This is a genomic window from Gluconobacter aidae (assembly GCF_009547075.1).
Lineage (GTDB): Bacteria > Pseudomonadota > Alphaproteobacteria > Acetobacterales > Acetobacteraceae > Gluconobacter > Gluconobacter aidae.
The window spans coordinates 33,457-45,852 of sequence record NZ_WIPH01000005.1 but is presented as its reverse complement, the minus strand read 5'-3'; the positions used below and the strand labels follow the sequence as shown (position 1 = coordinate 45,852).

The window sequence follows — 12,396 nt, the reverse complement described above, 5'->3', positions numbered from 1 at the left end:
TGCCCAGATGTCCGAAAGTGTTTCAGCCGCGTTGGCCGAGACGCGGGAGCCGCGGTGGTCCCGCTTCGATACGCAGTGGTATCTGCTGCGCTATCCCGAAGTGCGGGACTGGATGCGGGAAGAAGGGCAGGACGATCCGCACGCCTTCTACCTTCAGACGGGCCAGCGTTACGGTCATTCTCCGAACCGTTATTTCGATGAGATCTGGTATCGCGATGCACATAAGGATGTGCGTCAGGGGCTGATCCGGGAGGAATGGGCGTCGGGTTTCGAACATTATACCGCGATCGGATACAAGGCCCATTCGCCACACTGGCTGTTTGACGAGCCGGGTTATCGTCGCCGTTATCCGGAACTGACGCAGCGTTTTCTGAGCGAGAACGGCTTCCGTAACGGCTACGACCATTATCTCGAAATCGGAGAGAGCCATTATTATCGGGGACATCATTTCTTCGATGATGAACTCTGTCGCGAACTCGCCCTGACTTTTCCGGATTGTTTCGACAGCCGGATCGGGCTCTTCGGGTCATGGCTCGGGCTGCCGGCCCATGTTGCCGATGCCGGGCGCGTCTCTTGGTATTTCGACCCGGTCTGGTATCTGACGCGCTATCCCGAGGTGCGGCAGGAAATTGCCGCCGGCCATTATTCGAGCGCCCTGCATCATTACCTGACCAACGAGACGCCGCGTCTTTTTGATCCACAGGAACTCTTTTCCGAAGAGTTCTACCGGCAGGCCCATCCGGATATGGTGCCGTCGCTGGAGCATGGATATTTCCGCAACGGTTACGACCATTTCGTCCGTTACGGCGCGCAGGAAGGGCGTACGCCGCAGGAAAACGTGGATCTCGCCGCTCACATGGCGCAGGCACAGGTCCGCAACGACGTGCGCAATCGCCTGTATGACAGCGCGTTCGCCCATCTTGTCGCCGGCAGGAGGGGGCTGGGTGAGGGACGGATGGCGGCGCTCGCGGCTGTGCCCGAGATTCCCGAGGAACAGTCCAGACTGCTGTTTGAGCGTGAAGCCGAAGCCATCCTGCCGTCTCTGGTCCGGCATCCGCTGGACTTCACGGTTCACGGCGTTCCTGAAATCAGCGTCATCATGGTCGTCTATGACCGGGTTGCCCTGACGGCGCAGGCCCTGGTCTCACTGCGGGCCAACTATGCCGGAGCCATCCAGCTCATACTGGTGGACTCGGGTTCGCATGACCAGACCCGCCATATCGGGCGGATGCTGCGCGGCGCCACGATCCTGCGGTACCGCTACAATATCGGCTATCTTCTGGGCTGCAATCTTGCGCTGGAAAAAGCGGAAGCGCCGTTTGTCCTGTATCTAAACAACGACATCCGCCTGTATCCTGATGCCATCGTCAACGCGTTGAAGCGTCTGCGCTCCGAGGCCGCGATCGGGGCGGTGGGCGGCAAGCTGATCCGCACGAACATGCGCCTGCAGGAAGCCGGATCGATCATCTGGCGGGACGGTGCGACTTACGGCTATCTGCGCGAGGATGATCCGAACCTGACGACGGCCAATTTCGTCCGGGACGTCGATTACTGTTCGGCCGCTTTCCTGATGATCCGCACGACAGTGCTGCGCCGCCTGGGCGGGTATGATCCGCGTTACACGCCGGCCTATTTCGAGGATGTCGATCTGTGCGTGCGGATTCTCAAGGCGGGAATGCGGATTGTCTATGATCCGGACGTGGTCATCGAACATCTGGAGTTCGGAAGCTCCGGTGCGACCGGGTCCCATGCCCTGATCCGGGGCAATCTCAAGACATTTTCCCGTCTGCAGCAGGATTTCCTGCGTCATCAGCAGCCGGCTCACATCCGCAACGCCGTTCTGGCGCGCGAACACCGGGTCAGCCAGCGTAAACGGATTCTTTTCATAGAGGACCGTCTGCCTCTGCGGCGTCTGGGGTCCGGCTATGTCCGCTCGAACGACATCATTCATGAGATGACGGCGCTGGGATATCAGGTCACGGTTTTCCCCGTCCTGCCCAGGGATCAGACGGCCATCGACCTGTTCGGTGACTTTCCGGAAACGGTGGAACTGATCGTGGATCGGGATCTGTCCAGTTTCGCCGATTTCATTCAGGAGCGGGTCGGATATTACGATCTGGTCTGGATCGGCCGCACGCACAATCTGGCGCGCCTTCTGCCCCTGCTTAATGAATCGAGCCGCTATCTGCCTTCCGCGGGTCCGATCCTGGACACGGAAGTGGTCGCCACGCCCCGAACGCTGGAGCGCATCCGGGTTCTGGACCTTCCAGAGCCGGATATCAGCTTCGATGACATGCTTCAGCAGGAACTGGACTGTGCCCGGTTCTGCCAGCAGATCATCGCGGTGACGTCTTATGACGCCGATCTGGTGCGTCGCGCGGGCTATGAGAATGTCTCGGTGCTCGGGCATGAACTGCAGCTCCAGCCGACGCCCGCACCGTTCGAGACCCGGCACAGCATCCTCTTTTTCGGTGCGATCCATGACGAGGGTGCGCCCAACCACGACAGTCTTGTCTGGTTTGTGGACAGTGTGCTGCCGATTCTGGACAGGGTTCTGCCGCCGGATGCCCATTTCACGATCGCCGGTTATGTGGGGCCGGATGTGGATATGACGGTTTTTTCGACGAACAGCCGGGTGGAAATCGTGGGGCCTGTGGGGGATCCGCGGGAACTATTCGACCGGCACCGGGTGTTCGTGGCGCCGACGCGGTTTGCGGGCGGGATTCCGTTCAAGGTCCATGAAGCGGCGTCCTATGGTCTGCCGCAGGTCGTGACGACGCTGCTTCAGGAAGAAGTCGGCTGGACGGATGGTGTGGAGATCCTGGCGGCTCCATCGGGTGATCCCGAGGCGTTCGCTGCTGCCGTGGAGCGACTTTATCAGGACGCGGAACTGTGGGAGACTCTGAGGGCTGGCGCGCTCGCGGCTGTTGGGCGGGATTGTTCTCCGGTCCATTTCCGGCAAGCGTTGTCTGAAATTGTTCAGGGCTGCATTGCATGACGTGCCAGGGGACTCTTTCCAGGGGACACTGGTTTGAACTCCGGTTTGAAAAGTTTGGGGAGCGCAGGGAAGGTTATGGACGCAGTGAATGAAGCGATCGTGGAAGCCGGAAGCTCCAGCAAGCCGGCCGAGGGATTGACCAGCAGCAAAGATGGCCTGACAGGGCGCGTTCTTGTCTGTAGCGGCGGGCGGTATGAAAGCCAGGCCAATGCGCAGATCCGTGAGTCCATCATGGACGGCTGGGCGGACTGTTTTGGCGAAGACAACGTCACGGCCGTCCATATTTCGGCCGCGGCCAGTTCCATCCGGATCCTGAAGCCGACGATCGTATTCGCCATCGGCTCCTATCTTCCGGAAAGCACGTATTTCGGCGAGGTGTGCCGCGAGGCGAAGAAGATCGGCGCGGTAACGGTGTTCTGGGCGACGGAAGATCCCTACGAGCAGGATGCGAACTATCGCATCGCCGATGATTTCGACGTGATCTTCTCCTGCGATCGCTGGGGACATAACTTCTATCAGCGCGAGCGGGTGTTCCATCTGCCGCTGGCAGCAAGCCCGAAGCTGCATTACGGCGAGATCGAAGCGGATTCCGAAAAGACGATCGACGTCCTGTTCTGCGGCGTGGCGTTCACGAACCGCAAGGATATCGTCCGCAACCTGCTGCCTGTTCTGCGGGATCTGAACATCAAGATCGTTGGTCCGGGCTGGGGTGAGCTTGGGATCGGGTTCTCCGATGCGCGGATCGAGAAGTCGCAGCTTGTGGAGCTTTATCGTCGCTCCAAGCTGGTGCTGAACCTCGGCCGTTCGCTGAGCTTCGAGAACAAGCGCTTCGTGATTGCGCCGTCCACGCCGGGACCGCGCACGTTCGAGGCTGCTCTGGCCGGGGCGTTCCAGGTGTTCCACGAGGATACGCATGAAATCCGCCGCTATTACTCCGCCGACGAGATCCCGGTGTTCTCCAACCGCGTGGATTTCGAGCAACTGGTAGCGACCTATCTCGACAACAACGATCTGCGCGTGAAGATGGCCCGCAAGGCGCAGGCGCGGACGCAGGCCGAGCATCTGTACAAGCATCGCATCCAGTATGCGCTGCGCGTGCTCAAGGATGAGGGGCTGATCGGCTGAGGGCTGGTCTGTCTGGCCATAGGCTCTTTTCCGCCTGCCTCTGAAAAAGCCGGAGCGTGTCTCCGGTTTTTTTGTGTCCGGGGGTCGGGGGACGGGCATGAAAAAAGGCCACGGAGCAGTCCGTGGCCTTTTTGCTGTTGTGCCGGAATGGAAAGATCAGTTTCAGTTCGGCTGGGGACCCATGACGATCTGGGACAGGTCGGTCGGGCGGACCCATTTGCGGAAAGCGGCCTGCACCTGTTCGGGCTTCATGTCGTAGATCGCCTGTGCCGCCTTGGCCGGGCTGTCCAGCGGCAGGTCCAGCGCGATCAGGGACAGGTAGCTTCCGGCCAGCGCGCTGAAGCTGGCGCGGGACATGGGCTGGCTGCGCAGCAGCGACGCCTTGGCGAGGTCGAGGCTCTCCTGCGAAACGGGGGTGTTGCGCATGTCCTCGACATCCTTGACGGCGAGCGTACGGGCCTTGCCAACCTTGTCCGGATCGGCGCCAAAGGTGATGCCGAAGCCGCTGCGGGTGCGGGAATAGGTAAAGCCGCTTCCGGCACCATAGACATAGCCCGTCTTCACGCGCAGGTCCTGCATCAGGCGTGAGGAGAAGCCATCTCCGAGGATCGTGTTGCCGACCGCGAGGGCATGGCGGTCAGGGTCGGTGACCTTCATGCCGATGGTCTCGACGAGCTTGACCTCATCCTGCGAGCGGCCCGGGTCCGCGACAACGGCCTGCGAGGCATGGCTCAGAGGAATGTCGGGCAGATCGACGACGGGCTTCGGGCCCACGGCCTTCCAGACGCCAAAAGCCTTTTCGACATCCGCTTTCGCGGCCTGGGGGGTGATGTCGCCGACAATGACGATGGTGGTCAGGTCCGGGCGATAGGCGTGGGCGTAATAGGCCTGCACGTCCGCAAGGGTCAGCTTGCCGATCGTGGCGGGAGTCGCTTCACGCAGGGTGGGGTCCCGCGGCGGGACCAGCGCCCTGCGGGCGGCGCGGCCGAAGCGGTAGCCCGGCGACTGGAGTTCACCGGCCTGGGCCTGTGCGGCCTGCATCTGGGTGATGCGGAAGGCTTTTTCCGGGAAGGCGGGGTTCAGTTCATGATCGGCCAGCAGGGCGAGGCCCTTCTCGAAGTTCGGCGTCAGGGTGCTGAGCGAAAAGGACGGCCCGGCTTCCTCGTCCGCCGCGAGGTCGTCGAGAGCGCGGGCGAGAGCCAGACGGTCATGCGTTTTGCTGCCGTAGAGGAACATCTGCTCGGTGACGTCCGCCACGCCTTCCTGACCGGCCGGCTGTTCGAGATCCGCGTTCTGGCGGATGCGGCCGATCAGTTCGACCGTATGGCTGACATGCTCGGGCTGGACCAGAAGATGCAGGCCGTTTGCCAGCGTATAGGCCGCCGGGAGCGGGGCTGCGGCCGGGATGGTCAGGCGCGCGAGAGCCTGCTGTGCCCAGTTGGGCAGGGCGACCTTGCCGGAAGGCGGCGTGTTGAAGGATTCCGCGCCGCCAAAGCCTTTCTGTCCGACCGGTTTGCCCGAGGGGCTTGGCGTCAGGGTGGCGGTGATGGCGTGGGCGGGGTCGAGCAGCTTTTTGGCCAGTGCGTCAACCTGTTCCTTGGTGACGTTACGGAAGGCGGCCAGCATGTCCTGCGGGTCGTTCAGGTGCTGGATGGCGACGGCCTGCGACCAGCTTTCGGCGAGGCCGGAAATGCTGTTGGCGTTGAACTCGAGCGAGGCGATTTCCTTGCGACGGGCGGCTTCGATCAGCTCTGCCGGGATGCCGTGGGTGCGGAAATTCTCCATGATGGCAGCGACACTGGTCCGCAGGGCGTCCGGGTTCGCGCCTTTGGGGAAGCCCGCATAGACCACGCCCAGACCGGCCTGCGCCTCTGGGTCATACATGAAGCCGGTATCGAGCGCCCTGCCGGAAGGGACGAGGTCGAACAGGGCGGCGCGCTGGCTGCTGATGGCGTCGGCGAGCAGGGTGGTCGCGGCGTAGTCGGGGTCGCGCTGGCCGGGCATGCGCCAGGCCATGGTCACGAGGCCGATCGGCAGGTCGGTGTCGAGCGCGATGTTCTGGGCCTTGGCCGGGGTGGGGGAAACGGTGCCGCGTTCGGGCAGGGTGGAAGCCGGGATGCTGCCAAAAGCGGCCTGAACCTTCTTCAGCGTGTCCTGCGGGTCCACATCGCCGGTGATGACCAGCACGGCGTTGTTGGGCGCGTACCAGGAGTCATAGAACTTCCTCAGCAGGGGGGCGGTCGTGGCATCGAAGGACGGGCGGGTGCCGAGGGCATCCTGTTCGTAGGGCGTGCCGGCATAAAGGGCGGCGCGGATCTGCGAGAGATAGCGGTAGATCGGGCTGGAGAGGTCGCGCGAGACTTCCTGTTCGATCGCGCCTTTCTCATGTGCCCATTCGGCTTGCGTGATGTTCAGGCCGCGCATGCGTCCGGCCTCGATACGGAGCAGAACGTCGAGGTCGCTGGCGGGAGCCTTGAAATAATACTGGGTGACGTCGGACGTGGTGTCGGCGTTGTCGTTGTTGCCGAGCTGGGCGCTGATGGTGGAAAGCTGGTCACGCGAGAGGGTCTGTGAGCCGTTGAACATCATGTGCTCAAGCGCATGCGCCGTACCTGGAAAGCCTTTCGGTGCGTTCACCGAGCCCGTCTCATAGTTCAGCATGGTCTGCACCACGGGGGCGAGGGTGTCGCGCACCACGATGACCCGCAGGCCGTTGGAGAGGGTCGCCCGCGTGACTGTCGCGGGGGCGGCACTCGTTGCTGCCGCGTTCGTCGTGAGGGCCGTGGCCGGTGCGGTCGTGACCGGTGCGGCCTGGGCACCCGCGAGGACCGGAGGCGCCAGCATGGTGGCTGCCAGCAGTGACAGGCGGGACAGACGGGAGAGTGCGGACATGTGTTCAGAACTTTCCAGAGGAGAAACGTATCTTCACAAAAGAGTAAACCGGTTGTGCCGGCCCCTGTCCAGCATGTGTAGCCTGCGTTGGCCGGCCTGTATCTGACGGCCGGATGAAGAAAAAATTATATGCAGGGGGGCGTCTGGGCGGATAAAGTGTCTGTGATGACTTTACCTGAACGCATTGCCCATGTGGATGACTGGCTGCTCGACCGCCTGTTCCAGCCTGTGGCGGATCGCCTTCCCGGACGCCTGACGGCGCTCCAGCTTGGCCTGAGCTGCCAGCTCGGCGCGCTGATGCTGGACGGATTGTCCCTCGTGCTGCCGATGCTGCTGTTTGGGGCCAGTCTGGGCAACATGATCGACAGCGCGCTGATCTGGTGCATCAGCCTGGCGTTCTTCCTCGGCATGAAACGTTCGGCGCCTCTGGTCCGCCCCGGGATGCTCAATCCGCTGCGGCCGCTGCTGCGGGCGATGCGTCTGCTGTCGCTGGCCTTTCTGGTCTACCAGCTGTTCCGGGGTATGGGGGCTCCGGGCTTCATCTGGCTTCTGACCCAGATGACCACGATTTCCCAGCTTCTGTTCACGGTGGGTCTCTATCTCGTGGCCTGCCAGCCGCGGCCGCCGTATCAGCGCATGTCCACCCGGAGCGGCCCGATCATCGAGGGTGTCTGGAGCGCCGGGGGGCGGATCAACTCCTGACGCCCGGTTTTCCCCGCCACGCTCCTCCCACGCCCATCAAGGAAAAAGCGCGTGACTTCCCGACTGAGAATTCTGCACTGCCTCTCGACCCGGGAATTCGCGGGGACGGAGCGTCATCTTGCGGAACTCTCCGCCATTCAGGCACGGAGTCATGACGTTACGCTCCTGCTGGACCGCGATACGGTCGATCCGCTGACGGGCGGGGACATCAGCGGGTTTCTCTGTCCCGAGGTGACGGTCGTGCGGGCCGGGAGAGCGGGGTATCTTCCCGCACTGGCTTCCGAGCTGCGCAGCGGTTGTCATGATATCGTCCATACCCATCTCGGCCGTGCCTCCGCCCGCGTGAGCTGGCTGCGCCGGGCCGGGCTGGCGGGGTCGGTTCCGGTGGTAGCCACGCTGCACACCTCCTATCGCGGCCGCTGCTATGGCGCGCATGACGGGCTGGTCTGCATCGCGTCCTGGCAGCAGGAGGCGCTGCCGGAAAAACAGCGTGCCGCCTCCGCGCTGATCCCCAACTGGACGGTGCCGCCGGCATCAACCTGCGAAGCGCGTGCGGCTCTGCGGGAGCGGATGCGGCGGCAGTGGGGGATTCCGGACGGGGGCGTCGTAATCGGCACAGCGGGACGGATGGTTGTGGAAAAGAACTTCGGGCTTCTGATCCAGGCCTGGAAGCAGGCGGAGCTGAAGCCCGGGACCCGTCTCGTTATGGTGGGCGACGGGCCGGAGCGCGGCATGCTGCAACAGGCGGCACAGGGGCGGTCGGACATCATCTTCACCGGGTATCGCACGGACATGCCCGATCTTCTGGCGGCGTTCGATGCGTTTATCGTGCCCTCACGTCATGAGCCGTTCGGGCTGGTGCTGCTGGAGGCCATGGAAGCCGGATTGCCGGTCTGCGCTACGGCGGCCGGAGGGGTGAAAGATATTCTGGCCGATGCGCCGGACTGCCTGGTGGCGCCGGACAGTCTGGAGGCTTTGACAGAAGGGCTGCGGCGTCTGGAACGTGCCGCGCCGCGCCAGTGGGACATGTCGCGCTACAGGATCGGTGCGGCGGCCAGCAGGGTCGAAGCGTTTTACCGCCGGTACTGCTGAGGATTTACAGTTCGTAGTAGCGGCGGGAGACGTAGCTGGAGAGGCCTTCGTCCGGCATGATGTGCCAGCCATTGGTGATCGCGGGGATGAACTCGCACAGGAACACCAGCACAGACAGGAAAAAGAGCAGCATCCCGTGCCCCACGATCTGGATGCGGCGCCAGAAATAGAGCGGGGGCAGGAGGATCCACAGGATCGTGCCGGGACGGAAGCCCGCCGCCAGCAGGCTGCGGCGGTCCATGATGAGCGCGCAGTAGAAAATCCCGACACTGACGAGCATGGTGCCTGTATTGCTCGCGAACTCCGGAAGGAGGCCGAATCCTTCCAGGATTTCGATCGCCTTGCTGCCGAAGAACGGGCCGATCAGGCTGAGCCACAGCCAGCGGTTCGAGATCAGGCTTGCGGGAAGAGCAGGGGGAACGCCTTCGGGCTGGGGCGGCCAGAACACGCAGCTTCCAGCCGGGTGCCATTCGCCGCCGAAGCTTTCGGTCCAGCACAGGGTGGAATGTCCGATGATCCCTTCCGTGACGAGGGCTTTCATCCCGTCTGCGGACACCGGCCCCTTGCGGGTGCCATGTTCTTCGTAAAACCAGCTCACAGTTCGTCCTTTTTCCGGCGGCGCATCGTCGTTCCGGCTCCTGCTGGTTCCTGAACGGCTCAGTCTCTCACGACTTTTGGGGTTTTTGGCAAGACCTATCCCGTCCGGATTATGGGGTGTGACCCTGTCGCCACGTATGACAAAGGCCGCAGGTCCGGGGGACTGCGGCCTTTGTCGTGATGTGCGGGCTGGATCAGCTCGTATGCTGCTTCAGTTCGCGGCGGACATCGGCGGGGCGCATCGGCATGTGGCGCAGGCGGATGCCGACGGCGTTGAAGAGCGCGTTGCCGATGGCAGGCGCGACGACCGTGACACCCGGCTCACCAAGGCCGGTGGGCTTTTCGGTGTTCTGGATGAACTCGATGTCCATATCCGGCACATCGGGGATGCGCAGCGGGGTGTAGGTGTTGAGGTTGCGGTCCTTGATCGTGCCATTGACGATCTCGGTGCCCTCGAACAGGGCCATGCTCAGGCCCCACAGCGCCGCGCCTTCGGTCTGGGCGAGGGCACCGCCCGGATCGACGATGGTGCCGGCATCGAGCACCAGCCAGAGCTTCTGGCAGGTGATTACGCCCGTCTTGCGGTCGACATGGACCTGCGCCGCACCGGCCGTCCAGGTCGGCATGCCGCGTTCCTGGCCGAAGCTGGTGGCGATGCCGATGCCGGTATCGGCTGGAAGCTGCTTGTTGGCGTAACCGATCTTGTCAGCCAGACGCTGGAGCACGGCGGCCTGACGCTTGGCCCCACCCACGGAGTTCGGAGCCTGACCGGCGTTGCGGCCCTGTGCCGTGAACATGGACAGGCGGAAGGCCAGCGGGTCCTGTTTCGTGGAATGGGCCAGCTCGTCGAGGAAACATTCCAGCGCCCACGGCGTCCAGCCGGCACTGACCGAGCGCAGCCAGCCGGGACGGAAGGTCGCGTTGGCGAGGTCGTTGCTGATGGCGCGGACGCGGGTCGGGCCGGTTTCGTACCAGTGATCCGCACCGGCGATGGCGAACGGATCGTATTTCTTGCCGTCTTCGCCGGTGGCGAGGAAGGCCGGAGCCATGACCTGCGTCGGCCAGCCGGCGACCGCGACGTAATCCATGCCCACGATCTTCTTGCGGTCGTTATCGAGTGCGACCTTGATCGTCTGAATGGACGGCGAGCGGATGGAATCCAGCTCCATGTCGTCGGAGCGGGTCAGGATCAGCTTGACCGGTGCGCCGCCGATGGCCTTGGAGGCAAGGGCGGCCGGGATGCAGTAATCGCCGTTCAGACGCCGTCCGAAGCCACCGCCGAGCATGTAGGTGCGCATGACGACCTGCTCCTCGGGGACCTGAAGCGACCTGGCGAGCTGCGGCAGGATCAGGGACTGCCACTGGTTGCCGGTGTGGATTTCCCACATGCCGTCAACGTGACGCGCCACGGCGTTGACCGGCTCAAGCTGGTAATGCGCGACCGAGGCACAGGTATAGCTGCGCTCGAAGACCTGACCGGGGTGGATGGTCAGGGCCTCGTCCACACCCTTGTCATTGAAGACGCGGGTGCCGTTCTTCGAGTCGGCGGCCAGCTTGCGGCCGTGTTCGATGATGTCCGCCTCGGAGACATTGATCGTCGGGCCGGGAGTCCACTGGACCTTCAGGGCGTCGGCCGCGCGGATCGCGGCGGGATAGGTCTTGGCCAGAGCCACGACCCAGCCCGGAACGATGCCGGAGGGATCGTCCAGAACCACATAGCGCACATAGCCCGGGATCTTTTTCGCCGCACTGTCGTCGACGGAAATGACCTTGGCGGCATAGCGTGTCGGCGGCATCTTCGGACGGCCATAGACCATGCCGTCGAGCTTGACGTCGATGCCGTAGATCGCCTTGCCGGTCGTCTTGTCGGGAATGTCGAGCGCCGGGACCGGCTTGCTGATGAGGCGGCGGTTGCCGACAGGCTTGAGCGGCAGTTTCGCCATCTCGTCCGGCGTGAAGCTCCGCGTCGGTTTGGCGCGGGCCACGATGTCGCCGAAGGACACGCTCTTGCCGCCTGCGGAAACGACGCTTTCACTGACGGTGCAGCGCTCCGGCGTCGTGCCGAGGAGCTTTGCACCTTCTTCCAGCATCACGGTACGGGCCGCGGCACCGGCCTGACGGAACGTGTCCCAGGTGTCCCAGACCGACCAGGAACCACCGGTGACATACTTCCCGGCCCATTTCGGAGCGGTATCGACTTCGGTGATCCGGATATTGTCCCAGTCGGCGTCCATCTCGTCCGCGATGATGCGGGCGAGCGCGGTGCCGACATGCTGGCCCATTTCGGCGCGCACGATATTGACGTTGATCGACCCGTCGGGCGCGATGGCGCACCAGACATTGGGTTCGAACGCGGCTTCGGGCGGCATGGCGGAAGGCAGGGTCACGGCGGCGCCGGCCCGGCGGGCGAAACCGAACATCAGGCCGGTGCCGGCCGCCGTCATCAGGAAGTTGCGGCGGGAGAGGCGCGTGGCGTCGCTCTTTTTCGCAATCTGTTCGATTTTAGCCATTGTTGGCACCTTCCTGCTGCTTCGAGGCAGCGTCCTTGATGGCCTTGCGGATGCGGATATAGGTCATGCAGCGGCAGAGGCTGCCACCCATTACACCATCAATTTCATCGTCCGTCGGGTTCGGGTAGTCTTTCAGGAGGCTCGCCGCCTGCATGATCTGGCCGGACTGGCAGTAGCCGCACTGCGGCACCTGCTGGTCGCGCCAAGCCACCTGCACGACGTGGTTGCCTTCTGGGTCCAGACCTTCGATCGTCGTGACCGAAGCGCCTTCGACAGCGGAAAGCGGCGTGATGCAGGAGCGCGTGGCACGGCCGCCGACATGGACGGTGCAGGCCCCGCATTCGCCGATGCCGCAGCCGAACTTGGTGCCGGTCATGTTCAGATCGTCACGAATGACCCAGAGCAGGGGAGTATCTGCCGGGGCGTCGACCGTGACGGACTGTCCGTTGAGTTCAAATTTCGTGGTCATGTCGTGTTTTC

At 63.4% G+C, this 12,396-nt stretch carries 8 protein-coding genes; 4 read left to right on the top strand and 4 right to left on the bottom strand.

What is annotated here, in order from left to right; genetic code table 11:
- Nucleotides 1–7 precede the first annotated feature (7 nt).
- Together GFJ39_RS03870 and GFJ39_RS03865 are read left to right on the top strand one after the other, a co-directional pair.
- A complete protein-coding gene (locus GFJ39_RS03870) occupies nucleotides 8–2,998 on the top strand; it encodes a glycosyltransferase (RefSeq protein ID WP_153429988.1) in 2,991 nt (996 codons plus the stop codon).
- 75 nt (nucleotides 2,999–3,073) lie between these two features.
- Entirely contained in the window at nucleotides 3,074–4,123 is a 1,050-nt protein-coding gene (locus tag GFJ39_RS03865) for a CgeB family protein (protein WP_228391784.1), read from the top strand.
- 162 nt (nucleotides 4,124–4,285) lie between these two features.
- On the opposite strand, the gene GFJ39_RS03860 is transcribed toward GFJ39_RS03865, so the two are convergent.
- Entirely contained in the window at nucleotides 4,286–7,015 is a 2,730-nt protein-coding gene (locus GFJ39_RS03860; protein ID WP_153429986.1) for a M16 family metallopeptidase, read from the bottom strand.
- 165 nt (nucleotides 7,016–7,180) lie between these two features.
- On the opposite strand from GFJ39_RS03860, the gene GFJ39_RS03855 reads away from it, so the two are divergent.
- Together GFJ39_RS03855 and GFJ39_RS03850 are read left to right on the top strand one after the other, a co-directional pair.
- Nucleotides 7,181–7,717, top strand: a complete 537-nt coding sequence (locus GFJ39_RS03855; protein WP_153429984.1) for a hypothetical protein — start codon at nucleotides 7,181–7,183, stop codon at nucleotides 7,715–7,717.
- Between the two features lie 51 nt (nucleotides 7,718–7,768).
- Nucleotides 7,769–8,809 carry a glycosyltransferase family 4 protein gene (locus GFJ39_RS03850; RefSeq protein ID WP_325062822.1) on the top strand — a complete coding sequence of 347 codons (1,041 nt, stop codon included), beginning with the start codon at nucleotides 7,769–7,771 and terminating at the stop codon, nucleotides 8,807–8,809.
- A gap of 4 nt (nucleotides 8,810–8,813) precedes the next feature.
- On the opposite strand, the gene GFJ39_RS03845 is transcribed toward GFJ39_RS03850, so the two are convergent.
- The 3 genes from GFJ39_RS03845 to GFJ39_RS03835 all read right to left on the bottom strand — a co-directional run bounded on the left by GFJ39_RS03845 (nucleotide 8,814) and on the right by GFJ39_RS03835 (nucleotide 12,385).
- Nucleotides 8,814–9,407 carry a DUF4339 domain-containing protein gene (locus GFJ39_RS03845; protein ID WP_325062821.1) on the bottom strand — a complete coding sequence of 198 codons (594 nt, stop codon included), beginning with the start codon at nucleotides 9,405–9,407 and terminating at the stop codon, nucleotides 8,814–8,816.
- 193 nt (nucleotides 9,408–9,600) lie between these two features.
- Complete coding sequence (locus GFJ39_RS03840; RefSeq protein ID WP_153429980.1) at nucleotides 9,601–11,916, bottom strand: xanthine dehydrogenase family protein molybdopterin-binding subunit; 2,316 nt, start codon at nucleotides 11,914–11,916, stop codon at nucleotides 9,601–9,603.
- A complete protein-coding gene (locus GFJ39_RS03835; RefSeq protein ID WP_153429978.1) occupies nucleotides 11,909–12,385 on the bottom strand; it encodes a (2Fe-2S)-binding protein in 477 nt (158 codons plus the stop codon). The genes GFJ39_RS03840 and GFJ39_RS03835 overlap by 8 nt, the downstream gene beginning before the upstream one ends.
- Nucleotides 12,386–12,396 lie beyond the last annotated feature (11 nt).

Coding starts and splice junctions, on each gene's coding strand:
- GFJ39_RS03835 (WP_153429978.1), bottom strand. CDS start 12,385: ATGACCACGAAATTTGAACTCAACGGACAGTCCGTCACGGTCGACGCC.
- GFJ39_RS03860 (WP_153429986.1), bottom strand. CDS start 7,015: ATGTCCGCACTCTCCCGTCTGTCCCGCCTGTCACTGCTGGCAGCCACC.
- GFJ39_RS03865 (WP_228391784.1), top strand. CDS start 3,074: ATGGACGCAGTGAATGAAGCGATCGTGGAAGCCGGAAGCTCCAGCAAG.
- GFJ39_RS03840 (WP_153429980.1), bottom strand. CDS start 11,916: ATGGCTAAAATCGAACAGATTGCGAAAAAGAGCGACGCCACGCGCCTC.
- GFJ39_RS03855 (WP_153429984.1), top strand. CDS start 7,181: ATGACTTTACCTGAACGCATTGCCCATGTGGATGACTGGCTGCTCGAC.
- GFJ39_RS03870 (WP_153429988.1), top strand. CDS start 8: ATGTCCGAAAGTGTTTCAGCCGCGTTGGCCGAGACGCGGGAGCCGCGG.